Annotated in this window: 21 protein-coding genes; 10 read left to right on the forward strand and 11 right to left on the reverse strand. The window is 34.2% G+C overall.

Annotation, left to right across the window (positions count from 1 at the left end; all coding sequences use genetic code 11):
* Positions 1-81: 81 nt before the first annotated feature.
* The 3 genes from ABXT67_RS13215 (at position 82) to ABXT67_RS13225 (ending at position 4206) form a co-directional block, all read left to right on the forward strand.
* A complete protein-coding gene (locus ABXT67_RS13215) occupies positions 82-336 on the forward strand; it encodes a DUF4834 family protein (protein ID WP_415374513.1) in 255 nt (84 codons plus the stop codon).
* 135 nt (positions 337-471) lie between these two features.
* Entirely contained in the window at positions 472-2916 is a 2445-nt protein-coding gene (locus ABXT67_RS13220) for a YfhO family protein (protein WP_415374514.1), read from the forward strand.
* Positions 2917-2922: 6 nt separating this feature from the next.
* On the forward strand, positions 2923-4206 hold the full coding sequence (locus ABXT67_RS13225; RefSeq protein ID WP_415374515.1) for a glycosyltransferase family 4 protein: 1284 nt from the start codon (positions 2923-2925) through the stop codon (positions 4204-4206).
* 107 nt (positions 4207-4313) lie between these two features.
* Here ABXT67_RS13225 and ABXT67_RS13230 read toward each other — a convergent pair whose 3' ends face one another.
* The 3 genes from ABXT67_RS13230 to uvrA all read right to left on the reverse strand — a co-directional run bounded on the left by ABXT67_RS13230 (position 4314) and on the right by uvrA (position 9741).
* A complete protein-coding gene (locus tag ABXT67_RS13230) occupies positions 4314-5642 on the reverse strand; it encodes a hypothetical protein (protein WP_415374516.1) in 1329 nt (442 codons plus the stop codon).
* A 975-nt stretch (positions 5643-6617) separates the two neighbouring features.
* A complete protein-coding gene (locus ABXT67_RS13235) occupies positions 6618-6758 on the reverse strand; it encodes a hypothetical protein (protein WP_415374517.1) in 141 nt (46 codons plus the stop codon).
* 196 nt (positions 6759-6954) lie between these two features.
* Entirely contained in the window at positions 6955-9741 is a 2787-nt protein-coding gene (gene uvrA / locus ABXT67_RS13240) for an excinuclease ABC subunit UvrA (protein WP_415374518.1), read from the reverse strand.
* A 369-nt stretch (positions 9742-10110) separates the two neighbouring features.
* Here uvrA and ABXT67_RS13245 point away from each other — a divergent pair, with 369 nt between their 5' ends.
* Complete coding sequence (locus ABXT67_RS13245) at positions 10111-10695, forward strand: RNA polymerase sigma factor (protein WP_415374519.1); 585 nt, start codon at positions 10111-10113, stop codon at positions 10693-10695.
* A 69-nt stretch (positions 10696-10764) separates the two neighbouring features.
* Positions 10765-10914 (forward strand): hypothetical protein, encoded by a 150-nt coding sequence (locus ABXT67_RS13250; RefSeq protein WP_415374520.1) that lies wholly within the window; start codon positions 10765-10767, stop codon positions 10912-10914.
* 194 nt (positions 10915-11108) lie between these two features.
* Here the strand turns inward: ABXT67_RS13250 and ABXT67_RS13255 are convergent, their stop codons facing one another.
* The 5 genes from ABXT67_RS13255 to ABXT67_RS13275 form a co-directional block, all read right to left on the reverse strand.
* A complete protein-coding gene (locus ABXT67_RS13255; protein ID WP_415374521.1) occupies positions 11109-11477 on the reverse strand; it encodes a hypothetical protein in 369 nt (122 codons plus the stop codon).
* Positions 11478-11869: 392 nt separating this feature from the next.
* Positions 11870-12871, reverse strand: coding sequence for an ABC transporter ATP-binding protein (locus tag ABXT67_RS13260; RefSeq protein ID WP_415374522.1), 1002 nt, complete (start codon positions 12869-12871; stop codon positions 11870-11872).
* A complete protein-coding gene (locus ABXT67_RS13265; protein ID WP_415374523.1) occupies positions 12856-13566 on the reverse strand; it encodes a class I SAM-dependent methyltransferase in 711 nt (236 codons plus the stop codon). Before ABXT67_RS13265 ends, ABXT67_RS13260 begins: the two co-directional genes overlap by 16 nt.
* Before the next feature lie 2 nt (positions 13567-13568).
* The gene (locus ABXT67_RS13270; RefSeq protein ID WP_415374524.1) at positions 13569-15212 is read right to left on the reverse strand and encodes an ABC transporter permease; all 1644 of its coding nucleotides are present in this window, start codon (positions 15210-15212) and stop codon (positions 13569-13571) included.
* Between the two features lie 9 nt (positions 15213-15221).
* Positions 15222-16268: a Fe(3+) ABC transporter substrate-binding protein gene (locus ABXT67_RS13275; protein ID WP_415374525.1), complete on the reverse strand. Its 1047-nt coding sequence runs from the start codon at positions 16266-16268 to the stop codon at positions 15222-15224.
* 1562 nt (positions 16269-17830) lie between these two features.
* Here ABXT67_RS13275 and ABXT67_RS13280 point away from each other — a divergent pair.
* Together ABXT67_RS13280 and ABXT67_RS13285 are read left to right on the forward strand one after the other, a co-directional pair.
* Positions 17831-18160, forward strand: coding sequence for a hypothetical protein (locus ABXT67_RS13280; RefSeq protein ID WP_415374526.1), 330 nt, complete (start codon positions 17831-17833; stop codon positions 18158-18160).
* Positions 18161-19097: 937 nt separating this feature from the next.
* Positions 19098-19334, forward strand: coding sequence for a hypothetical protein (locus tag ABXT67_RS13285; protein ID WP_415374527.1), 237 nt, complete (start codon positions 19098-19100; stop codon positions 19332-19334).
* A gap of 201 nt (positions 19335-19535) precedes the next feature.
* On the opposite strand, the gene ABXT67_RS13290 is transcribed toward ABXT67_RS13285, so the two are convergent.
* From ABXT67_RS13290 to ABXT67_RS13300, 3 genes are all read right to left on the reverse strand, one after another.
* Positions 19536-20060, reverse strand: coding sequence for a hypothetical protein (locus ABXT67_RS13290; protein ID WP_415374528.1), 525 nt, complete (start codon positions 20058-20060; stop codon positions 19536-19538).
* 283 nt (positions 20061-20343) lie between these two features.
* A complete protein-coding gene (gene tsaE / locus ABXT67_RS13295; protein ID WP_415374529.1) occupies positions 20344-20757 on the reverse strand; it encodes a tRNA (adenosine(37)-N6)-threonylcarbamoyltransferase complex ATPase subunit type 1 TsaE in 414 nt (137 codons plus the stop codon).
* Positions 20758-20847: 90 nt separating this feature from the next.
* On the reverse strand, positions 20848-22398 hold the full coding sequence (locus ABXT67_RS13300) for a PglZ domain-containing protein (protein ID WP_415374530.1): 1551 nt from the start codon (positions 22396-22398) through the stop codon (positions 20848-20850).
* Positions 22399-22767: 369 nt separating this feature from the next.
* On the opposite strand from ABXT67_RS13300, the gene ABXT67_RS13305 reads away from it, so the two are divergent.
* The 3 genes from ABXT67_RS13305 to ABXT67_RS13315 all read left to right on the forward strand — a co-directional run bounded on the left by ABXT67_RS13305 (position 22768) and on the right by ABXT67_RS13315 (position 26527).
* Positions 22768-24006 (forward strand): HD domain-containing protein, encoded by a 1239-nt coding sequence (locus ABXT67_RS13305; RefSeq protein ID WP_415374531.1) that lies wholly within the window; start codon positions 22768-22770, stop codon positions 24004-24006.
* 96 nt (positions 24007-24102) lie between these two features.
* Positions 24103-25128: a UDP-3-O-(3-hydroxymyristoyl)glucosamine N-acyltransferase gene (gene lpxD, locus ABXT67_RS13310; RefSeq protein WP_415374532.1), complete on the forward strand. Its 1026-nt coding sequence runs from the start codon at positions 24103-24105 to the stop codon at positions 25126-25128.
* The gene (locus ABXT67_RS13315; RefSeq protein ID WP_415374533.1) at positions 25121-26527 is read left to right on the forward strand and encodes a bifunctional UDP-3-O-[3-hydroxymyristoyl] N-acetylglucosamine deacetylase/3-hydroxyacyl-ACP dehydratase; all 1407 of its coding nucleotides are present in this window, start codon (positions 25121-25123) and stop codon (positions 26525-26527) included. The genes lpxD and ABXT67_RS13315 overlap by 8 nt, the downstream gene beginning before the upstream one ends.
* The last annotated feature ends 53 nt before the right edge of the window (positions 26528-26580 follow it).

Genomic DNA, 26580 nt, shown 5'->3' on the forward strand with positions numbered 1-26580 from the left:
ATAAGAATTATCATTTATTTAATAGTAAGAACCTCGCTTTTTATGGTGCTATGTGTATTTTTGAATTTAGAATTTATTCCAATGGCTTTTATTAAAACGATATTAATTATCCTATTAGTCTATTATGGACTAAAGTTTATTTTCAGATTGGCTTCTCCATACCTAATGAAGTACATACAAACGAAAGCAGGTCAAAAATTTGAGCAAGCTTTTGAGAATAACAATAAACAACCACCTGCTAAGGCGGAAGGTGAAATTACCATCGAGAAAGTTCCAAAACAAAAAAAATCTTCAAATGAAGTAGGAGAGTATATTGATTTTGAAGAACTTGACTAGTTTTCTTTATTACTGCTTCTCGCGCTCAAATATTTTAAATAATTGTATTTTCGTTGGATATTAGCTATTCTAATTAGGATTTAAATACTGATAAGAATACCATTATTTTATACCATTCAAACTTCAGGTTCGTCTATGCACTTTTCTATAAAAAAAATACTGCCGCATTTAATTGTCATCCTTCTATTCATTATAATCGCCGTTGGATATTTTAGTCCAGTACTTCAAGGCAAAACTATTTTTCAAAGTGACATCGCCCAGCACAACGGGATGGCAAAAGAATTACGAGATTTTAGAGAAACCGATGGTGAAGAAACCTATTGGACCGATAGCGCTTTTGGAGGAATGCCAACATACCAGTTGGGAGCTCGTTACCCGTTTGATATTATAAAAAAATTGGATGAAACAATTCGTTTTCTTCCGAGACCAGCAGATTATCTTTTCCTATATTTTATTGGAATATACATCTTATTTTTAGTCTTAAAATTAGATTATAAACTTGCATTTTTAGGAGCCTTGGCTTTTGGTTTTTCCACCTATTTGATTATAATACTTGGGGTTGGACACAATGCAAAAGCACACGCCATTGCATACATGCCATTAGTATTAAGCGGAGTAATCCTTACGTTTAGAGGGAATTATTTATGGGGTTTTTTACTTACAGCATTAGCAATGGGTTTAGAATTAGTGGCCAATCACTTCCAGATGACCTATTATTTAATGTTCTTGGTAATTTGTATTGGTATTGCCTACTTAGTAGATGCCTATAGAAAAAAAATACTACCTCATTATTTCAAAGCATGCTTAATATTACTGGGAGCGGTTATGATTGCATTAGGTCTTAATGCTGCAAATTTGATGGCCACTAAAGAATATGCAGACACTTCTACGAGAGGTAAAAGTGAGCTTAGTATAACACCAAACGGCGCTCCAAATGGAAATAGCGAAGGCTTAGATTATGACTATATTACCACCTATAGCTACGGAAAATTAGAAAGTCTAAACCTGTTTATCCCACGATTTATGGGAGGAGGAACCAGTGAAGCGTTTCCTGAAGATAGCGCTACAGAAGAAGCGTTGTTAAAAATGGGAGCGTCGTCACAACAAGCAAAAGAAACACTCACTCAAATACCTTTATACTGGGGGGATCAACCCATTGTTGCAGCGCCGGCATATGTTGGGGCAATCGTAATATTTTTAGCGGTCCTTGCCTTATTTTTGGTGAGAGGTAAATTAAAATGGTGGATCCTTTCAGCCTTTATATTGAGTCTATTTTTATCGTGGGGTAAGAATTTCAATTTTTTAACTACGTTTTTTATTGATTTTGTCCCTTTATACAATAAGTTTAGGGCAGTTTCATCGATTCAGGTTATTATCGAATTGGTACTGCCAATACTTGCTATTGTTGGACTACATAAATTTTTATATGATTTTGTTTCATCTGAAAAGAGAAAGAAAGCATTGCTGTACGCTACAGGGATTACAGGAGGATTAACAGTACTACTTATGCTGTTTAAAAGTAGTTTATTCAGTTTTGTAAGTCCTTATGATGGAGATATTATTGAAGCACTTGGTGCTCCTTTTATGGATGCAGTGCGAGAAGACAGGGCTACAGTATTAACTTCAGATGCATTAAGGACGCTTGCTTTTATTGTATTGAGTGCTGGTTTACTTTGGTTATTTCTTAAAGATAAGTTCAAAGAAACATTTGTTATAGGTTCTTTGGCCGTTCTTATACTAGTTGATTTAATTAGTGTTGATAGGCGTTATGTTAATAATGACGATTTTGTAAATGCTAGCGTAATGGAACAACCTTTTACAGAATCTCTTGCAGATACTCAAATTAAAAAGGATGAAGACAGGTTTCGCGTGTATGATGCGAGCAATAACTTTTTAAACAGTGCCCAAGCAAGTTATTTCCATAATTCTTTGGGTGGTTACCATGCAGCAAAACCGGGAAGATTGCAGGATATAGCAGATTTTTATATAGACAATGGGGATATTGGAGTTCTTAACATGATGAATGTTCGTTACATTTTAGTTCGAGGAAAGAGTGGGGGAGTTACCCCGCAGAGAAACCCCTATGCAAATGGCAATGCCTGGTTTGTAAAGGACGTTGTTTTAGCTGAAAATACTACAGAAGAACTACTATTATTAGATAGTTTGGATACTAAGAATGTAGTAGTGATCCATAAAGAATTTGTAAATGAAATTCCTACTGATAAAATTGAAAGAGATTCAACTGCTACTATTGAATTAACTTCTGAAAAACCAAATCACTTAGTGTATGAGGCCGCGACAAAATCGCCTCAACTAGCTGTGTTTTCAGAGACATATTATAAAGATGGCTGGAACGCTTATGTGGATGGTGAGCGAACAGATTACCTTAGAGTAAATTACTTATTAAGGGCGATTACCGTTCCTAAAGGTTTTTCAAAAATTGAATTTAAATTTGAACCACAGGTAGTTAAAACTGGTAGTAGTATTATGCTAGGAAGCGGAATATTGTTAGGACTTTTATTTATTGGCGGTTTATTTATCGAGTACCGAAAACGAAATACTGACCCCCCCCAAGATTAAAAATAGATGAAAAAAGTACTCATCATCTGTTATTATTGGCCCCCTGCGGGCGGACCTGGCGTACAGCGATGGCTTAAGTTTGCTGCTTATCTACGAGAGTTTGGTGTGGAGCCTATTCTTTTTGTTCCTGAGAATCCCGAATATCCTATTATTGATAATGACATTGTGAATGAAGTTCCTTTAGACCTCACTATTTTAAAACTCCCTATTAAAGAACCATATCGCTTTGCTAAGTTACTTTCTTCAAAAAAGACAAAACGAATAAGTAGTGGCATCATTTCGAATAAAAAATCTTCAATAATTGAAAAAATACTATTGTACATCCGAGGTAATTTTTTTATTCCAGATGCTCGAATAGGTTGGGTAAAGCCTGCTATAAAATTCTTAACAAACTATCTGGAACATAATAAAATCGATGTGATAATTTCTTCAGGCCCTCCGCATAGTTTGCATTTAATTGGGTTGGGTGTAAAAGAGAAACATACCATCCCCTGGATTGCAGATTTTAGAGACCCTTGGACAACGATTCATTATCACTCTTCGTTAAAGCTTTCTGAAAAATCTGAAGCAAGGCATAAGAGATTAGAACGAATAGTTTTAAATGAGGCTGATGAGATTATAGTAACAAGTCCTTCCACTAAAATTGAATTCAAAGCAATTACTAATAAACCAATTACAGTAATTACAAATGGTTTTGAACCCAAAGAAGGGATTCAAAGAGTATTGGACACAAAATTTACAATAGTGCATACAGGTTCTATTTTAAGCGAACGAAACCCAGTAATTTTATGGAGGGTACTTTCTGAATTAGTTGCTGAAAATGCAGTATTTAAAAACGACTTAAAAATTATTTTTGCCGGAGCAGTGAGTGAAGTGGTTATTAAAAACATAAAAGAAATAGATCTTACTGAAAATCTAGAGATGAAAGGCTACGTAAACCACCAAGAAGCAATACAGCTTCAACATAATGCACAAGTATTGTTGCTTTTAGAAATTGACAGACCAGAAACGCGCGCTATTATACCTGGAAAACTATTTGAATACCTAAAAGCAAAGAGGCCTATTCTTGCTTTAGGACCTGACGGAAGTGATATAGAAGCCATTCTTACTGAAACTAATACCGGAGATTATATCCCAATTACTCTTGAAGGAAAAATAAGAGATGTGATACTACAGCACTACAAAAGTTATAAATCTGGAACATTGGAAGTTGCATCTAAAGGGATATCAAAATATAGTAGAAAGTCATTGACGAAAGAGCTATCTGAAGTCATTTTTCGGAATTTATAAATCACTTAATCATTATAAATTAAGAAAACCCCTGCAAGACGAGATGTCTTAACAGAGGATTCAAACTAACCAACTAAAAAAATTATTAGTACTTTCTAAATTTTTATTTATAATCCGCTTCTTTTCCTAGAAGTGCTTTTTGAGCTTCCGCCGCGATTTGCTTTGGAAGATTCAGATCTTGAACTTGATTTTTTAGCACTAGCGCCTTTAGAACTTTTAGTGTTAGAAGTTCTTTTTGCTGCTTGTTTATAAAAACCTCTTGTATCTTGAAAAGCACTTTGTGATCTGGTTTTAGAAATGCCGCGAGCCTTTGATTGACGTTGTGGTGTTCTGCTAGACACTGTTGTTCTCTTTTCAGAAGAAGGTCTATTGTTTACAGCAATACCACGGCTATTTCCTCTTGAGTTACTCTTTTTTGTTGTTGTAACTCCACTCGAACTTGTGGCTCTATTTTTTGCAATACCTCGATTATTGTTAATAGTTCCTTTTGAAACTTCAGAAGTAGTGCGGGTATTTTTAGCAATTCCTCTTGTGATGCTATTTGTTTTAGCGATACCACGAGCATTCGATGTTCTAGAATTACCCTTAACGAGTTTGCTAGCGCTATTTGCATTAGAAACACGACTTCTGTTATTAGCCTCTGTTCTTTGACTATTGTTTACGCGAGCTAAAGCTCTATCACTTCGACCGTGGTTAGAAACCATTGTGTTTCTGCGTTCTGGATTAAAGTTTCTATTTACAGTGGTTCTTCCATCTCTGTAATGAACCCTACTACCAGGTCTGTGAAAATAGCGTCTACCATTATTATAAGGTCTTATATAACGGTTATTGTAAAATTCAACATGGCTATAGTAACTATATCTAAATGGCGTATAATAACGACGGTATGGATTGTCCCAAACTACACAGCTCGCAAAAATTGGTGATACATAAAACACGTGCCAAGGGCGGAATACATAAAAACGGTTAAACGGATTGATAAAACCAGTAGCATAGCCAAAATGACCAAAGTTGTTATAATGAATATTTAATCCACCAACACGAACTAAACGACGATTTCTATAGCTAATATCTACAGTACCTGCTTGCACGATACGACCAAATTCGTCATAAAAAATAGGAACTTGTTCTACTTGAACCACCGCACCATAATCATCATATTGTACAAAAGCTTCATAATCATATCCTGAATTAAAACTCATATCTACATTTGGCGTTGAGATGATAACTTCAGAGCCTTGTTGAGGCCCTAAGTATATAAAATCAAACTGACCATCTGGGAAAACCGAAAATTCCACACCACCTTCAACAAAAATATAAGCATTGCCATTATAACGATTTATGTTTGCATCTGCTGGAATAGTAGCTGCCTTTGTAGTGTGTGTTGCAATTCCTAATAATAGTAAACTGAACAAGAGTGTTTTGAAATTTTTCATAATTAAAAAATTTAGGTGTACTTGCTAAATTACTTTAATGAGCGTCGTACAGTCTATAAATATCACACACTATGCCAAACTATTAAGTAATTGTTTTTCAATTAAATAGCATTCATGAATTGGTAATTAATATTTTGAAGAATAAAAAGAAATCGGATAAATACAAATATTAATAGCGGACTGAACTTTAGAAGGCTATTATATTATTAGGGTCAAATTATTAATAAACAAGTATTTTGGCTTAGCTGTATATTACCGCTAAAAAATTAAAACCCGTTAATTCAAAGTTGAACGAACGGGTCTTAAAAACTAACCAACCAAAAAAAATCTTAAAGTGACTATTTAAACCTGTATCACTTTTTAATAGATACCAATATCTATGCCAAAATAAAATACTGAGGTAAAAAACAATGATAAGTAATGAGCTGTTTTACTAAAATAAAGAATGTTATGTTTCAATAACTCTTTCAACAACCCTTGACCTTGTTTCCCTTTCTATGGTTATAAAATAAATACCTTTAACACCCACTAAGGTGGATAGGGTTGGTTATATTTTGTCTTGTGTGAGATATTAACTCTTTTCAAGAAATGTCAAATGCTCTTATAACATTCCAATATGGCATATCTGTAAAATACACTTTCCCATCTGAAGGACTTGGATAGAAAGTAACTTATTCCAAAGTAAATGAATCTACAGTTAAAATTTGGTCACTATTAAATGGCTTGGTCACCATTTCGGGTTACTATTAATAAGGTTTTTGTGTTATTAGACATAGTGACAATCGAATAAGTAAATACTTATCCTAATAATTGCATACTCCAAAATGTTTTAAAGTAAATATTTTCACAATCATTATTGATAGGATCAAGGCATTCCATTAACTTTCCCACGATTCAGCTGTGAAAATTTTGTTTATTATATCAACACTAGAAATTGTTGCAAACCGAACTTTGCAAGCGTTTCTTTGGATACTATTAACCTATTTGTAGTGAAATATCAGTTACTTCATTATTAAAAGGCGCTGGAAATTCCGATCCATCTAAAACTAATTTGTGCAAATGCCATTCATTATCATATGGTGGTAGATCCTTTGCAGAACCTCTAAAGTTTGGCATTAAAAATATAATGAATATTTAATTTTTCATTGTGTAGACGCTGTTGGAAAAGATTGTTTCCTAAAACACCACGACTTAATAATAACTTTATTTCCAAATAAGTATCATAAAAAATCACTCTCAAATAAAGTTTTAATATCTCAAATCTTCTATTTTAACAAAGTTAAATCTATTATTTTCAGTGTGTTATTCGAATTTATAGCTTTTCTTTTAAATATTTAGCGGTAACAGACTTGGTGTTTTTGGCTACTTCTTCCGGAGTGCCTTGTATTATTACTTCGCCACCTTTATTTCCTCCTTCAAGACCTAAGTCTATGATGTGATCTGCACATTTTATTAAATCTATATTATGCTCGACTACTATTAAAGTATGGCCTTTATCTAATAAGGCATAAAAAGAGGCCAGTAACTTTTTAATATCGTGAAAGTGTAAGCCTGTAGTTGGTTCATCAAAAATGAAAAGTGTTTTATCTTTTGTAGTTCCTTTTACTAAAAACGAGGCGAGCTTTATTCGTTGGGCTTCTCCACCAGATAGTGTAGAAGAGCTTTGTCCTAACTGTACATAACCCAAACCAACATCCTTTAGCGGCTGCAGTTTTGTTATGATTCGTTTTTCTTCTATTTCAGTAAAAAAAGAAACAGCATCGTCTACCGTTAACTTTAAGACATCATCAATATTTTTATCGGCTACTTTTACTTCGAGCACTTCTTTTTTAAATCGTTTTCCACCGCAGATATCACATTCTAAATGAACGTCTGCCATAAATTGCATTTCGATGGTTACTTCGCCTTCCCCTTTGCAAGTTTCGCAACGCCCTCCATCAACGTTAAAACTAAAATGCTTGGGCTTATATCCACGAATAATACTTAATTTTTGTTTTGCGTACAGGTTACGAATGTCATCATAGGCTTTTATATAAGTAACAGGATTTGAACGACTGGACCTTCCTATAGGGTTTTGATCAATGAATTCAATGTTTTTTACAGTACTGTAATCTCCTTCAATAGCAGTGAATTGTCCAGGTTTTTCACCATAGCCTCTAATTTCGCGAAGTAAAGCCGGATACAAAATTTTCTTTACTAGTGTACTCTTTCCACTTCCTGAAACTCCTGTTACTGCTGTAAAAGCTCCTACCGGGAACCTTGCATCAATATTTTTGAGATTGTGTTGTCTCGCTCCTTTTATACAAATTGCCGCTTTAGGAGTTCTGCGTTTTTTTGGCACTTCGATTAACATGGTTCCATTTAAATACTTTGCGGTAAGCGAATTGCTTTTTAAAATTTCAGTAAATGTTCCTGTTGCTACTACTTCGCCGCCAAAGGTTCCTGCTTCTGGACCAATATCTATAATTTCATCTGCCGCTTTCATCACATCTTCATCGTGTTCTACAACGATAACGGTATTTCCTAAGTCTCTAAGCGCTTTTAAGACTTGTATGAGTCTTTCAGTGTCTTTTGGATGCAAGCCAATGCTAGGTTCATCAAGAATATACATGGAACCAACAAGACTACTTCCTAAGGAGGTGGCCAGATTAATACGTTGGGATTCTCCACCAGAAAGACTATTGCTTTTTCGGTTTAAGGTTAAATAGCCCAATCCTACATTCAACAGAAAAGAAATGCGATTTGTTATTTCTAGTACTAATCGCTTCGAAATTTGTTGGTCGTTGTCGTTTAATTCTAATTGTTTAAAAAATATAGAAAGCTCCTCTAAAGGAAGTGTCACTAATTCTTGTAAGGCTGTTTTACCCACTTTTACATAAGCAGCTTCTGGACGCAATCTTTTACCGCCACAGGTACTGCATTTTGTTTTGCCACGATAGCGGGATAGCATGACTCTATTTTGAATTTTATAGCTTTTAGATTCTAGGAATTTAAAAAAGCTGTTTAAGCCTTCAAAATACTTGTTGCCTTGCCAAACCAATTGTTTTTGTGCTTCGGTAAGCTCAAACCAAGGTTTGTGAATAGGGAAATCAAACTTGTAAGCACTATTTATGAGCTGATCGCGATACCAACCCATACTATCTCCCCGCCAAGGAAAAATAGCATTTTCATATACTGAAAGTGCTGTATTTGGAATAACAAGGTCTTCGTCAACACCAATAACGTCACCATACCCCTCGCAAGTTGGACAAGCACCAAAGGGATTGTTGAAACTAAAAAGGTGTACGTTGGGTTCCATAAAAGATACCCCATCGCGTTCGAAACGATTGTTAAACTCAGTTCGTGCGTTTTTTGTACCGGTAGTTAACTCTTCTATAACGAGATTTCCTTTTCCCTCATAGAACGCTATTTGAACAGCATCTGCCAATCTATTATAAAAGTCTTCATCGTTTTTAGTAATTACTCTATCTATAACCAGTTCCATCACTTTGGGAAATGATTTATCTTTTAATTCATCAATTCTAAGTACCTCCTCATTTATTTTAACACGAGCAAAACCTTGTTGCGCTAATGCTGCAAGTTTGTTGTCCATGGTGCGTCCTTCTTCTAATAAGATAGGAGTTAGCAACAATAATTTTGTCCCTTCAGTATATTTTTTGATAAAACATACTACATCTGTAATGGTGTCCTTCTTGACTTCTTTTCCGCTCTTTGGAGAGTATGTTCTGCCAATGCGCGTGTAGAGTAGTTTTAGATAGTCGTATATTTCAGTAGAAGTGCCAACGGTCGAACGAGGATTTGTTGAATTTACTTTTTGCTCAATAGCGATAGCAGGAGAGATCCCTTTGATACTATCTACTTTTGGTTTATTTAGACGGCCTAAAAATTGTCGCGCATACGAAGAAAGACTTTCTACATATCTTCTTTGACCTTCAGCATATAGCGTGTCAAAGGCCAAACTAGATTTTCCGCTACCAGATAGACCCGTTATTACAACTAGTTTGTTACGTGGAATGACAACATCAATATTTTTGAGATTGTGAAGTTTAGCTCCTTTTATTATAATGTCTTTGTTTTTGGGTATAGCTTTGGTTTTCAATGAAGATTTTTTTGAATTTTGCTACACAAAGATACTATTACTTGAATAGCTTTTTAAAACTATAACATCATATTTTAGGATACAGAAATTCCTATTTGTAGCGTAGCAAGAATTATGATATGTATTAAAATATATTATATTTAAAAGTTTTAAACCCGGTAAAATCAATGGTCCATCTATAAACTTTATAATTTATTTAAGAAAAGTTAAGCAATATTTTGGTGTAATGCAAAATATGTTGTTATATTTACGCCTTAATCCGAACTTTACTAAAAAAATTGCCTATAGCATATTATTACTCTTTTACAATTTTATTTAAAATGACTATTTAGACAAACTCTAGTTATTTACATCTTAAGAGGTAATAATATGATACACAAAAAATCTACTGATGCAGTTTTAGTAACGTCTTACTTACAGGGTGACGAAATCGCGCTTTCACTTCTAATTACAAGACACAAACAAAGAATTTATAGTTTTATCTATTCAAAGGTTTTTGATAAAGATGTTGCTGAAGATGTTTTTCAGGATACCTTTATTAAAGTTATTAACTCGTTGAAAAGAGGGAAATATAATGAGGAAGGTAAGTTTTTACCTTGGGTAATGCGTATTGCACATAATCTTGTGATTGATCATTTTAGAAAGAACAATCGGATGCCTAAGTTCGAAAACAATAGCGATTTTAATATCTTTTCAGTTTTAAGTGATGGTTCGCTAAATGCAGAAAAAGCAATGATTAAAGGGCAAGTTGAAAACGATGTCAAAAGATTGATCGAGGAATTACCAGAAGATCAAAAAGAAGTTCTTAAGATGCGTATTTACAGAGATATGAGCTTTAAAGAAATTAGTCAGCAGACGGGGGTGAGTATTAATACAGCCCTAGGAAGAATGAGATATGCGCTCATTAATTTGCGCAAAGTAATTGATAAACACAACATTGTATTAACAAATTGATTTAAGCGAATACAATAAAGTATATTTTCTTGCGTTATCTTGAAAACAATAACCTCAAAATAATGACATATGCAAAAAATGTACTCTGAACCACGTCCGGAACACGTGGATAAAAATTTGGTTCCAAAAGAAGAGACTATTAGGTTTCTTCTGGATTACTCTCAGGCTTTAAGTGTTATAGATTACCAAAAAATGAAGTTTGAAGCACTTCTAAACTAAACTTTGGAAAAAGCTCGAAACGAATGTTTCGGGCTTTTTTGTGTCCTTTTTTAAGAGGAAAGAAGAAAGAGCGCTATGCTGAAAGAGGAAAGAATTTGATTACCTCTCAATCGTATTCATTAACACTGCACAATGCTCCTTAAATCTTGTTAGTGGTTTATAAAAAGTTGTTGGGTTTTAATATTTTCATCATCTTATAGGTGCAAATAATAAATACCATTTGGTATATCAAGCGTTTGTACCTTCTTTTCATAATTTCCTGAACCCCCTTGGTATTTAATATTGGAGTTTTCATCATAAATAATAATATAGTAAGAGCCAAGAGCTAAAGTTCTAAAGTCCAACTTAAATTCTTGGTCTGAAGAATTTGGATAGGGGACTACTGGTATTGGATCAAGACAAGTCACGCAAGGACCACCAGTGTATTGTGTGACATACATTTCTTGACTATATCTGCTTTCTCCGCAATCATTTACTCCCCAAACTTCAATTTCACCTTCATCTCCGGCATTTCCAGAAAATGTTCCATCTAGATGTTTACTTTGGCTATGTTGCAATTCCATTTGCTAGTTATCGCTTGTTCCGTCAATATAATCTACAATATCATCATTAGGGTCAAAGGGTGCTGGCAAAGCCCATTTATAGGTATTTGCTCCGCTAATTTCCCCTACTTCATAATTGTTAAAAGAACCATAATGAACATGGTCTTCTCCAGAAATTGAGTTTGGTTGCGAATCTGGAATTCCTATCTATATATTCTTTTGATAAGTTCTATTCCCAATAGTTGCCTTAATAAAACCATTGTTATTATAAAATTGATCTAGACCATCTACTGGTTTTACAAATGCATATTCAAAGCCAGAAGATATTAATTCTAAGTTTGGCGGGACCTCCCATTCTTAGTGAACTATTGAATGTGTTCTGAAATATAATAAGAGTTGCATATTAACAAAAATCAAGCATTCTCGGGGTTCTCAAAAGTAAGCAGTGTATCCCGTTGAAATCCAATATTTACAATACCTCCTAATTTTTGTTGAGAAATACAGTTAAGAACATTGCCGTTGGGAACTCTTAAGGTATTGACATAATGCCCACCCTGAAAAGCACTCTTAACAATGGTAGCCTGGGCCATACAACTACATTCTTGATTCACAAGAAAATCACATTGACGTACAGCATAACTTTTCCCTTTCTCGGGTGTAATTCCAAAAGATTTTAGCCGTATTTCATTAAGTTCGAGTACTGCGCTGAAAAGAGAAGCAATGTATAAGTTTTCTGGTGCTTTATAAAGAGTCTCTGCTTTGCCTTGTTGTTTGATATGGCCATCTTTAAGTACAACAATCTCATCTGCAATTGCGATAGCATCTTCGATATCATGAGTCACAAAAAGCGCCGTTACATTTGTACTTTTCAATATGGAAAATACCTCATTACGTAGTTGCAATTTTAAAGAAGCGTCCAAATTACTAAAAGGTTCATCTAGTATAAGCAACTCGGGTTCTGGTGCTAGTGCTCTTGCAAGTGCCACCCGCTGTTGCTGCCCTCCGGAAAGTTGATGCGGATATCGTTCTTCATAGCCTTCTAATCCCACAAGTTGTAGTACTTCAGATACTCGTGCATTGATATCTTGATATTTTGAAAGTCCGTATGCGACATTTTTATAAAGGGTGAGATGTGGAAAGAGCGCATAGTCCTGAAATACCATTCCTATCTGCCGATCTTCAGGGCTCACAAACGTTTTATCATTTGTGACGATCGTATCATTTATTGCAATGGTTCCTCTGGTAGGTGTTTCTAATCCTGCTATCAATCTCATTAAGGTGGTTTTTCCACTTCCGCTTTCTCCTACAACAGCGAGAATACTTCCTCGTTGCAATGAAAGTGCATTAATGGTAACGACAGGATTTCCTTTAGTAAAGGACTTTTCTAATTGTTTTATAGTCAATAATGTAGACATGAATTATTTTGTATTTTTGTTGTTATCCACGCACTACAAATCGTGAATTGATGAAACTTTGCAGCTTTTGCAAACCCTGCTTCTTGTAGTAATTCCTCACAACGTCCGTTGGGTATAGCATGTAGTCGCTTAGTGATTCGTATTTTTCTTTCAGCAATGTCCTTTGGACTCCAATACTCAGGAAATAAAGCGCTCTGGATTGCAAAGGTGTCCAAAAGTTCTTTTTCGCCTCCAGATATATAAAATAGGAGCAAGGTGCCGCCAGGCTTTAGTCTTTGTGCAATGTCTTTAATCAAAGCGAGCTTTGACCCCTCATCGATTAAAAAATGAAGTACTAAAAATAAGGTGGCAGCCTCATAGCTTTCTTTCAATTCAAGTTCGTCCACAGTACCCTTGATTAGCCTGACTTTCTTGTATGGAGTTAATTTTGTTTTCGCGAAAGCGAGCATCTCTTCAGAGGGATCACATGCATCGATATACCAGTACTGATTATACTGCACCAATAGTTTTGCTTCATTACCAGTACCACAGCCAGCTACTAATATTTTAGGCTTTATATTAGTGGCCAACTGTTGCTTTAAAATCTTAGGAACGCTTTGCTTGAATAGGGAGTAACTTGGAAATAGTTCCGTTATGAAGCGGTCATAGTCGGTAGCCTTTTGTCCTTTAAAAATCTCTATATGCTTTGGTTCCATTATTATTTTAATATCAAACGGTTCAATACTATAATGGGAATCACGCCTGTAGCAATGATAAAAAGGGAAGGAATAGAAGATTCCAAAATAAGTTCATCACTTGCAAACTCGTAGGCCTTTACTGCGAGAGTATTTACATCATAAGGTTTTAGAATAAGAGTAAGCGGTAGTTCCTTCATTGCGTCAACAAAGACAAGTATAAAAGCACTAAATAGCCCCGTCTTAAGCAACGGCAATTCTATTTTAAGAAATGTTTTAAGCTTTCCAGCGCCTAGTAATTGGGACGACTCCGCCAGACCCTCGCTTATTTTTATGCTACTTCCTTTTAGAGGATTAAAAGCAACGGCCATAAAACGTATCACATAGGCGTAAATCAAAATAAAGATAGTACCATTAATTAGCAGACCTAGCTCTATATTGAACAGATGACTACTCATCTTAATCAACCATTTGTCTAAAGCTAAGGTAGGGATCATGATCCCTATAGCTATTACAGCGCCCGGTATGGCATATCCTAAAATGGCTATTCGCGAGCTTTTCTTTAATATTTTTAGTCTATTCCATTTTGGAATGTATAAAATTAATAGCGCAAAGAAAACCGTAATAACGCCTGTAATTACTGCGATACCTAGACTTTGTAAGGCAATCTTGAAAAAAGATGCGTTCAAAACTTCGGCATACGTTAATACTGCCCAATAGCATAATTGCCCTACAGGAATCATAAACCCAAGGATGACCGGAATACTTGCAATACTTGAAAGAAAAAAAGCGCGTCTTTTGGAAACCTTCAATTTTGGCAATTGCACTGCACTTTTAGTAAGCGTCGCATATCCTTTATTACCGCGTTGCTTGCTTTCAAAATAAAGCAATAGAAAAACAACTAAAAGTAATAATGCCGATAAAAATACTGCTGTGGCTGGTTCTGCCAATGAAAACCAAGATCTGAATATCCCTGTGGTGAATGTCGATACACCATAATATTTTGCAGCTCCGTAATCGTTTAGAACCTCCATAATAACCAGAATCAATCCCCCAACGATAGCCGGTCTTGCAATAGGGAGAATAATGGTGAAGAAGGTTTTAGTTTCTCCAGCTCCAAGCATTTTTGAAGCCTCTATAAGGCGATTTGATTGATATAAAAAAACCGCACGCGCACTTACATATACATACGGAAATAAGGAAACACTAAGTACCACAATCAGTCCATAAATATTCATAACATTCAATTTCGCAGCTGGTAAGCCTATACTTTCAAGAATATACTGAAAGGTTCCACCGTAATCAAATAGACCGGCGTAGGCATATGCTGTGATATAAGAAGGCATAGCGAGCGGCAGAATAAGCATCCACTCCAAGGTTTTACCTAATGGGATATTATATCGACTCACAATCCAAGCTGCAGAAATACCAAAAAATCCGGTGAGAATAATGCATCCTACACTTAAAAACAAGGTATTTAAACTATAGTCAAGCAAAACATTATCTACAATATGACCCCAACTCTCACCGGGTCCCATCAGTAATTTTATAGCTATAGTAATCACTGGAATTGCCACAAAACAAACAATAATCAATGTAAATATTGACCATCTATTCGTATCTCGACGGATATAAAGTTTAGGAATCGAAATAATGCCTTTAAACATTTAAAATTATTATTTCCAACCTACAATATCAAAAAGCATTACTGCGCTCTTATTATTTTTTCCTAGCTCGGATAATGAAAGTGTATCTTCTTTAAAGCTGCCCCAAGATTGAAGTAAAGGTGATGCAGAAACAGCAGGATTTACGGGGTACTCATAATTTGCTTTTGCAAATACTTCTTGTGCTTCTTTACTAGCTAAAAACTCAATAAAAGCGATTGCGTTTTCCTTGTTAGGCGAATATTTCGCAACACCTGCGCCACTTATGTTTATGTGAGTACCACGACCATTCTGGTTTGGAAAAAATATTCCTACTCTTTCTCCTGCTTTTACTTCAACCGGATCTTTAGAGTTCAGTAATTTTCCTATATAATAGGTATTTACAATTGCAATATCTCCTTCACCTGCAACGACAGCTTTTACTTGGTCACGATCATTTCCTTTAGGGCTGCGTGTCATATTACTTACCACTTTTTCTGCCCAAGCTTTTGCTGCTTCCTTTCCATTGTTTGCAATGATAGAAGCCATTAACGATTGGTTATAAATATTTCCAGAGGAGCGTACTAATATTTTACCTTTCCAATTAGCATCTGCGAGGTTTTCATAAGTTGATAAATCTTCTGGTTGAACACGATCTTTTGAATATGCTAAGACACGGGCACGTTTTGTAAGTCCATACCATTCACCGTTTTCAGCCCTTAGGTGTTCAGGAATTATAGTATTTAAAGTTTCAGAAGAAATAGATTGTAACAAATTTTTATCTGTTGCTTTTACCAATCTTCCAGCATCTACGGTAATAAGAACATCTGCTGGGGATTGTTCTCCTTCTTGCATCATTTTTTGCATTAACTCATCGGCACTTGCATTAACTACATTTACCATAATACCCGTTTGCTTTTCAAACTGAGCAAAGAGTTCTTGATCTGCAGGGTAATGTCTATGTGTATAAACATTTACCTCTTTTAATGAGACTTCTTTATTTTTAGTTTCTTTTGTTTCGTTTTTACACGATGTCAAAATACCAATAGTTACTAAAGTTATGAGAATGTTTTTTTTCATTTTTTTTCTTTTAATATCTGTTATTATATTTTTTATTTTGGATAAACTTATCTGGCCATAATTTATTTGTAAAACAAAAAATCTATAAGTACTATCCTTTTTTAAAGTTGAAGTTACTAAACTAAATTTGGCAATAAATAGTAAATTTCCGTGGTCATAATCATTATTACGACTCTTTCTTTAGTAATCATCTTCTCTCCACTTAGCGTTACTATCAATTGTTTTATTAAAGCTATAAGAACAACAAGCTTAATCACTGCCGCATTGTGTGCTATAACTTTGGTTTTTTGTACACCTTTATTACATCGAAGTAAACCCGGTCCAATAAGCGCTGAAATTAAAGCGGTTACCTAAGGAATTTCTGAAGGAAAATACCCCCACAGCGAAAGCCCTATAAGTGCCATTGCGGTACGTGTTTTTGTCGTTTTTATTTCATTAAAACACAAAGATAACACTCTATATGGAATGATTCTAAATAAAAACAAATAATTTAACTAACTGAAAATGAAAAAGCGCCTATTCATCGTTAGTTAGACTTACTATATTATGATGATCAATAAGCTGGGAGCTATTTTCAACGTAATTTAACTCTGAATTATGTCAAAACGCAAAAAGAATTACACTATAGTATTTAAGACAAAGGTTGTAGAATTAACCTCCCTAATGGGTATTGTGAAGAAAGTGTCTGATGCAGTGTGAATTCTTTATTCGGTATTCCAAGTTGGTAGAGGGTGAGCGTGAAGATGCATTTGCTATTATCACCCCTGACGGGAACCATTTCTTCTTTCACTCATTAGATTTAGAAGAAAGGGAAGGAATGGCTAACATTTTTTGGATGGACGCTCTTCACATCGAGAGCCTCAGACCTAAACAATAATCGATAAAACAAATGGTGGGTACTGGCAATCAAAAGTTGCGTTTTTGAAGTTTTTTCTAGAATGTTAATGAAACCGCTCTTGCGGTTCACGAGCTCCTATTTATTCAATAAGAGAAGAGCGAGAAACCAACTTTTTTGATTCACAACTTCCAAATTATAAGATTGTAAAGTAAGAGTAAAACACTTATTACACTACGACGTGGTCACTAAGCTTGTCTAAGTGCAGGAGGAAAGCGTGATATGTGTGAAATTGCTATAACATTTAATAATTTTTATAAGTAAAACTTAAACCTCATATCTTGCGTTCCTGTACTTTTCCTTTCCCTACTTAAAAGTATTTCATTCATTTGCCTAAGAATGGATATTAATAGAAAAATAAACCCTTATAATACTACGATTTCTCTTTATTGGATATGTCAATTAGCAGGATGGAGTATCGGTTCTCTTTACTGGGCATATACAGCATTCAAGAATTAGCAGTCACAATTCTTGAATTGTGTTTGTTGTTTTTTAATTTAATGTATTGATTAATATAAACTTGTTATTAAAAATCACGTTTTTTACTTCCCATAGGCAGACTTTTGTAATTGCTACGCATATATTTTCTAAATTTATATACAATCAAACCTATCGTTATGAGGAGTTTCATTTTTGTATCCTTTATATGTCCTTTCGTATCTATTGTATGCGCGCGAAGGACTGTATTCAAAATCAATTACTTGCTATGATGGATGAGGAGCTTTTATCTTATTTTCATGAAGTAGAAAGAGATTCTATCGCTGCTGAAGAGGTAGCAAGGATTTATTTAGAGCGAGGCAGAAAAGAAAAGGATATGATCAAAATGGCTCGTGGCTATGATCGATTGGCACAAATCTTTCATCCTGAAAAGAATATCCAGTTTGCGGATAGTATTATTGAGTTGACTAAAAATATTGATCATATTACCTATCCTGGATTAGTATATCTGACAAAATCATATAATAATTATATGATTGACAATTATAATTTAGGATAAAAGAATGGATTTATAACCTACAGACTTGCTAAAAAGACTGGAAATATTCCTCATAAAATATATACACTAGAGTTTTTAATAATGAATAAAATTATTTGGGGAAATAAAATAGAAGCTCTTGGGTTACAAAAACAGCGGCACAAAATTATAATGAACGATTACTATGAAGACGAAATAATGCAAAAGACAACAAGGAATACTGCTATGTATTTAATTAAGTATCGATATGAAAAATAAAAAATAGAATCTTATTTAACATATAGTATTTGCTATCATTATTTTAAAAAAAGGAGATTCTACATATTACTATACTGAGCTTGCAAATAATTTAATTAAAATTTACTCTGGCATTAATAAAATAAATGTTCGCGCAACATACTATGGAATATTAATGGAACATTTTTATTATGTTAATGAATATGACAAATCACTTGCCTATTCAGATTCATTATTTGAATTAAAAAAAAATAACTCTAGTGGTGTTGATGGATATTAATTTAATTAAAGGCTTATCGTATTATGATAAAGGAAATATAAAAAAAGGAATACACTATTTGTTAAAGTCTGATTCAATTTATGATGTTGGTGAAAACTTAAACTTATAATAATTAGATAAAATGTTATTTAAAAAATTAAGAATTCATTATACTTCAATGCGAAATATTGATGGGAAAATTAGTTGCTTAAATAAATTGATAAACCATGACAGTTTAATAAACATAAAGCATGATGGCTTGGAGTCAGATATCATAAGAAACATAGAAACCCCGCAACTCCTCGCAGAGAAGGATGTCTTGATACAATCACTCAAAAAACAATGCAAAAACGCACAAGCAAAGAAACAGCTGGCTTATTGCAGTGCTGACGTTTTGCTATTGATACTCCTGTTTTATGTAAAAAGAGAGCGCTCCTATAAAAAAAACGCTTCCAGCAGTTGATGCAAAATAGAGAACGCAGCCCGCAGGGTAGGGTGTTAGATTTGCATACCAAAGAGGAAACACAAGATATTTCCTGTGATATCGTAGAAGAGTTATTAGAAAAATTAGATCGGTTTGCACGCAACAAAAAATATCTTAACTCTAGCATTTCCCTAAATAAGCGCGCAAAGGAACGACACACCAACCCCAATTACTTATCGCGGGTTATCATCCTAAAAATGGAGAAAACCTTCTAGCAGTATCTAAATGACTTACGGATTCGCTATGCTGTGAACGAGCTCAAAACAAATAAAATCTTTAGAAAATACTCCACTAAAGCAATCGCAGAAGAGTGCGGCTTTAACTCTGGTGGTACATTTTCCAGGGTATTTTATAATACTAAAGGTTTAAAGCCTTTGTATTATATAAAAAATTTAGAAAAAAATGTGGGTTATTGGTTATCTAAAAAGATCCATAATCTGTTGCCCTACAGTTTTATCTTTAGCAAGCTCAGCTTCAAATTCTTTACTACCTCTGAGTTTACTGAATAATTTTGCTCTTATTAAATAAACGAATGGCACTAGAAACGCCATCAATGGAAATATGTAAATCATTTCAATTTCATCGAGACCTTTACTCTGATTAATAACTCCCCATAATTGAAAAGCGTACATTGCTATTGGTACTAAAAGTATCCAATACCACCAATGTCTACAAGTAAAAAACCATAGTAATAATAAATATAGCGGAACAAACTTATTTACAATATACCAGGCAAAGTCAAACCAAGAGAAAAAGTCGGTATTTAATGAAAAAAAAGAAGTTTCCCAGATTTTTACTTCTGGGAAACTTTTATATAAATAGAAAACAAATGGGCTTGCTGCAATTAAAAGTACAACAAATCCACCAATAAATAATGATTTTTTATCCGTTTTGTGCTGGCCTGTTTCTGTCTCTATCGACTTGTTGTTCTGTTTGATCATTTTCTAAATTTTCTGGGGTACAAGAGGCGAATAAGCCCATTGAGAAAATTGCTACGATACATACTGTTTTGAATACTTTCATAATCTGTTTTTTTGTGAGGTTTGTATTAAACTATTGTAAGTTTAATGCTACAAAGTTATCACATAAAAGCCCAAGTCGGTGAACTATCTTCACGTTACATTTACGAGTTTGCTTAATCAATAATAATGCTGATTAAAATGAGCCCGGTTTTTGGGTGATTATTTGGAAGTTATGAAATTTTAGTATGTATTGGGTTGCAATTTATTTCACGGGCTGTAGGGTTAAGGTTCGACTTTGATCATTATTCTTTCTAATGCTTATTATAGATGATTCTTTTGGTAATAAATTTTTAATACGCTCTGGCCATTCTATAAAAGAATAATTTCCGGCGTATAAATAATCTTCAATACCCATATCTAATGCTTCTTGTTCGTTTTCTATTCTGTAAAAATCAAAATGATACACGAGCGTCTCTCCTGCTTCATATTCATTCACTAAAGAAAAGGTAGGACTGGTTATGACTTCCTGAACTCCTATTTGTTTTGCAATTTCTTTTATAAGCGTTGTTTTTCCTGCACCCATCTCACCATAAAGAAGCACCGTTTTATATGGTAATTCTTTTAAAACGTGCATAGCAACGTTTTCGATTTCTGATAGATTAAAGGTCATTTTCATAGATATAATGCGAACATATAAAAATAAAAATAGTTTTCCATCATAAAAAAGAGATTAAATACATTAAAGAAGAATATTCCTACAAATAACCTATCTAGGAGACAATGTGACGAATGGTATGACCATTTCTTCTAAGGATACGCCGCCATGTTGGTAGGTATTCCGGTAATAGCCTACATAATGATTGTAATTATTAGGATAGGCAAAGAAGAGATCTCCTTTTGCAAAAATGAAAGTACTACTCATATTGATCTTAGGTAAATGTATACTCGCAGGATCTCTAGCAGCCAGCACATCTTTTTTCTCATAGGTCAAACTCTTACCGGTCTTATAGCGTAAGTTTAAACTTGTGTTCTTATCCCCAATTACTTTACTAGGATTTTTGACGTTTATAGTACCGTGGTCTGTAGTAATTATTAATTTGAAGCCCATTTGTGCCGCTTGTTGAATAATATCCATTAACGGGCTGTTTTTAAACCAGCTCTGAGTTAATGATCTGTAAGACTTATCTGTAGACGCAAGTTCTTTAATTACTTCCATTTCAGTTTTTGAATGTGAAAGGATATCTACAAAATTGTATACGATAACGGTTAAGTCCTCATCTTTGTGTTTTTTAAAGTTATCGGCTAATTTTTTCCCTTGTTTTAGGCTGCTTATTTTGTTGTAGCTCCAGTTCAGATCTAGATGCAAACGTTTTAACTGTGCCGCTAAAAATTTATCTTCAAACATATTCTTTCCTCCTTCTTCCGTATCATTCAGCCAAAGATCTGGGTGCATCTTCTCCATATCACTAGGCATCATACCGCTAAAAATAGCATTTCTTGCATACTGAGTAGCTGATGGTAGAATACCGTAGTACATCTCTTCAGTATCTTTTTTGTAGCTATTTGCTATAAAGGGTTCAAAAGCTTTCCATTGGTCATACCTTAAATTATCTACTACAATTAAAAGTGTTGGTTTTTTTTCAGAAAGTACAGGCATTACTTTTTCTCTAAATAATGTGTGTGACATTATAGGAGCATCTGTTTGACCATCAAACCACTTTGGATAATTTTTATCAATGAATTTACAAAACTGTGTATTGGCTTCTGTTTTCTGAGATTCAAGAATTTCAAACATCCCAGTGTCTTCAATACCTTCTAATTCTAATTCCCAGTACACTAACTTTTGATACATTTCTGCCCATTCTTCATAGCTATTAATCATAGACAGGTCCATAGCAATCTTTCTGAACTCTTGCTGATAGTTAGAGGTGGTTTTTTCAGAAATAAGCCTAGAATGATCTAGGTTCTTTTTTAAACTCAATAAAATTTGATTTGGATTTACTGGTTTTATAAGGTAGTCAGCAATTTTTGAACCTATTGCTTCTTCCATAATATATTCTTCCTCACTTTTAGTAATCATTACGACAGGCAAGGACGCATTTATTTCTTTAAGTTCTGCTAGTGTTTCAAGACCCGTAAGTCCCGGCATGTTTTCATCTAAAAAGACAATATCAAAATTTTGTTCTTTAATTTCTTCCAGTGCCTCTGTTCCGCTTTGTGCAGTAGTCACTTTGTAATTTTTCTTTTCTAGAAAAATGATATGAGGTTTTAATAAATCTATTTCGTCATCAACCCAAAGTACTTTTATTTCGCTCATAATTATGTAGTTTGCCTTATTAGGCTTTAGTAATTGTTATTTATTGTCTTATTTTAATTTCATCGCAATTGACATTTATTGCGATTTATATCCCTCTAAATCTAACTTCAAAGAGAGCGTTTTACTCCTTCTGCCACGGCGAAGAGGTTGGGTGGTTGTCTTATTTTATTTCAGATTGGACTCCACAAAAACACTACCATATTAATAATTATCTATTTTATTATTTTCCAAATACCTAGTAATTAAATTTATTATTCGATTAATAACGAATGAAAGCCTATTTTTGGTACAACAAAAATGCTGTTATATTTCTTGTATGGTGTTCCGTTTAAGAAAAAATTAAGCAATTTAAATCATTCGCATATCAATTTGAATTCTAAAAGTAAAAAGTATAATAAACTTAAAATTATAAACGATCCTATCTACGGTTTTATTACCATACCTAGCACACTTATTTTTGATTTAATTGAAGACCCATACTTTCAAAGATTGCGAAGAATTTCGCAAATGGGGATGTCTTATCTAGTATATCCCGGTGCCCACCATACTCGTTTTCACCATGCACTTGGAGCTATGTTTTTAATGAACAAAGCTGTTGAAGTGCTTCGTTTTAAAGGAATTACTATTTCTGCTGAAGAAAAAGAGGCATTGCTAGTTGCTATTTTATTACATGATATTGGACATGGACCATTCTCACATGCCATGGAACACAGCATTGTCGATGGGGGTGCTCACGAAGAGATTTCGTTGCTTTTTATGGAGGCTTTAAACAAAAAGTTTAACGGAAACTTAACACTCGCAATTACGATTTTCAAAGACGAATATGATCGAAAGTTTTTACATCAGTTAATTTCTAGTCAACTGGATATGGATAGACTAGACTATTTGAGAAGGGATAGTTTTTATACAGGGGTTAGTGAAGGTTCTGTAAATAGCGAAAGACTTATTGCCATGCTTCATGTAAAGGACGATAGGTTAGTGGTGGAAGAAAAAGGAATTTATTCTGTAGAAAAATTTATAGTAGCTCGCAGGTTAATGTATTGGCAGGTGTATTTGCATAAGACGGGTCTCGTTGCTGAGCAATTACTTGTAAAGATTTTGCAGCGCGCTAAACAATTGGTGTATCAAGGACAAGAAGTGTCTGCAAGCCACGCGCTCTCTTATTTTTTACAAAAACAAATTACGGTAGCGCAGTTTTCTAACGACATACTTGATATATTTTCACAATTAGATGATTATGATGTTTTAGGGGCATTAAAGTCTTGGCAGTATCACGACGATTTTGTCTTAAGCAAGCTTTCAAAAATGCTTCTTAACAGAAAATTATTAAAAATTAAAATTAAGAATGATGAAATTCCTGAACAGTTTTTGTTAAATAAATTAGAAAAAACAATGTCGATATTTCAGATTTCTAGAGAAGAAGCGTCTTTCTTTGTGTTTGCCGGATCCATATCAAATCAAGCGTACCGTATGGATAAGGACACTATTAACTTGCTTACAAAGTCTGGTAAAGTAGTAGATGTGGCAAAGGCGAGTGATCAATTAAACCTAGAAGCCTTGTCCAAACAAGTGACTAAATATTATCTATGCTATCCGAAAACCAATTAATTGAGGTTTTTTTCTATTTTTGCAGGTAGGTCAGATTTGAGCAATAAGCCATTAAATCATTAAAAAGATCTTAAATACCTAACTATAACCAATTAAATGAAATTTACAGCAACCCAAATAGCGGGGATTCTTGAAGGCGATGTAGACGGCGATGGGGCGACAGAAGTTTCTAAACTAGCAAAAATAGAAGAAGGCCTTCCTGGAAGCCTAACGTTCTTAGCAAATCCCAGATACACCTCTTACATTTACACAACTAAGGCGTCCATAACCATAGTTAACAAAGATTTTAATCCAGAACAAGCCTATACGACTACTCTTATTAGAGTGGATGACGCTTATAAATCATTTTCAAAATTACTTGAATATTACAATCAAGTAAAAATGAACAAAACAGGTATTGAGCAGCCATCCTTTATTTCAGAAACAGCAATAACTGGAGAAAATCTATATTTAGGAGCCTTTGCTTATATTGGAGACAATGTTACAATAGGTAATAATGTAAAAATTTATCCGCATTCATACATAGGGGATAATGTAACAATTGGCAATAATTGCGTCATATTCGCTGGAGCTAAAATTTATTCTGAAAGTGAAATTGGTAATAGCTGTGTTATAAACAGTGGTGTGATTTTAGGAGCAGATGGTTTTGGTTTTTCTCCAAATGACAATGGAGAATTTGCAAAAATACCTCAAACAGGCAATGTGATTTTAGAAGACCACGTAGACGTTGGAGCGGGCACAACAATAGATAGAGCCACATTAGGTTCTACTATTATCAGACAAGGAGTAAAATTAGACAATCAAATTCAAATTGCTCATAATGTTGAAATTGGCAGAAACACAGCAATTGCTGCGCAAACAGGGATTGCCGGTTCTACAAAAATTGGAGAGAATTGTTTAATAGGTGGACAAGTTGGTTTTGCAGGACATATAATTATTGGAAATAATGTGCGTATTCAAGCACAAAGTGGAATTGGAAAAAACATTAAAGACAATGAAACGGTTCAAGGATCACCAGCTTTTGGCTATGGTGATTGGAATAAAAGTTATGTTCATTTTCGCAATCTACCAAAAATAATGGATCGCTTAAATTCAATCGAAAAAAAAATAGATAATGAGTAATAATCTTATGAAGCAATGTACGTTAAGTAAGGAAATTTCTCTTACTGGTGTAGGTTTACATACAGGTAAAGAAGTAACACTAACTTTTAAGCCGGCACCTGAAAATACAGGATATATCTTTGTTAGAAATGATATAGAAGGAAGCCCCATTATTGAAGCGGATGCAAACTATGTCACCAATACACAACGAGGTACTAATCTTGAAAAAAATGGTGTAAAGATTCAAACATCAGAGCACGTCTTAGCTGCATTAGTTGGACTTGAAGTTGATAATTGTATTCTAGAACTCAATGCGTCTGAACCACCAATTATGGATGGTTCTTCTAAGTTTTTTGTTGAGGCAATTGAAAAAGCAGGAATTGTACAGCAAAATGCAAATCGAGAAGAATACTTGGTTACTGAGGTTATCAACTATCTAGATGAGGAAACGGGTAGCGAAATTACAATTATCCCAGCAGATGAATACCAAGTAACAACAATGGTAGATTTTGGAACCAAAGTATTAGGTACCCAAAATGCATCCATTAAACATATTTCAGATTTTAAATCTGAAATAAGCGAAAGTCGTACCTTTAGTTTTTTACATGAAATAGAGACCTTACTAGACCACGGTCTAATTAAAGGGGGTGATTTAAACAATGCCATTGTTTATGTAGATAAAGCATTGTCTCCAAAGACAATGGAAAAACTACGACATGCTTTTGGGAAAGATAATATTTCAGTAAAACCAAACGGTATTTTGGATAACTTAACTTTGCATTATCCCAACGAAGCTGCGCGCCACAAATTATTAGATGTTATTGGCGATTTAGCATTAATAGGAACTCGCATTCGCGGAAAGGTAATCGCTAATAAACCGGGACACTATGTAAACACTCAATTTGCTAAGAAACTTTCCAAAATAATAAAAATGGAAAGTCGAAATAAGATACCAACATTCGATTTGAAAAAAACACCGGTAAAGGATGTGAATCAAATTATGGATATGCTTCCGCATAGACCCCCATTTTTATTTGTAGACAAAATTTTAGAGCTTTCAGAAAATCACGTGGTTGGCTTAAAAAATGTAACTATGAACGAACCATTTTTTATAGGGCACTTCCCTGGAGCTCCTGTAATGCCTGGAGTTCTTATTGTAGAAGCAATGGCGCAAACGGGTGGGATTCTTGCACTTAGTACCGTTCCAGATCCTGAAAACTACTTGACTTATTTTATGAAAATTAATAATGTTAAGTTCAAACAACAAGTAAACCCTGGTGACACATTAATTTTTGATTTAAAATTAATGACTCCAATTCGCCGTGGCATAGTTCTTATGAACGGGGTGGCATATGTAAATGAGAAAGTAGTCGCACAAGCAGAACTAATGGCACAGATTGTCAAAACTAAAAATATATAAATGAACTGAGTATTTACAAAAACTTCGTTCAAAAGAAAGAATTGTAATTGCAA

It is taken from the genome of Patiriisocius sp. Uisw_017, from assembly GCF_047731265.1.
Classification (GTDB): domain Bacteria; phylum Bacteroidota; class Bacteroidia; order Flavobacteriales; family Flavobacteriaceae; genus Patiriisocius.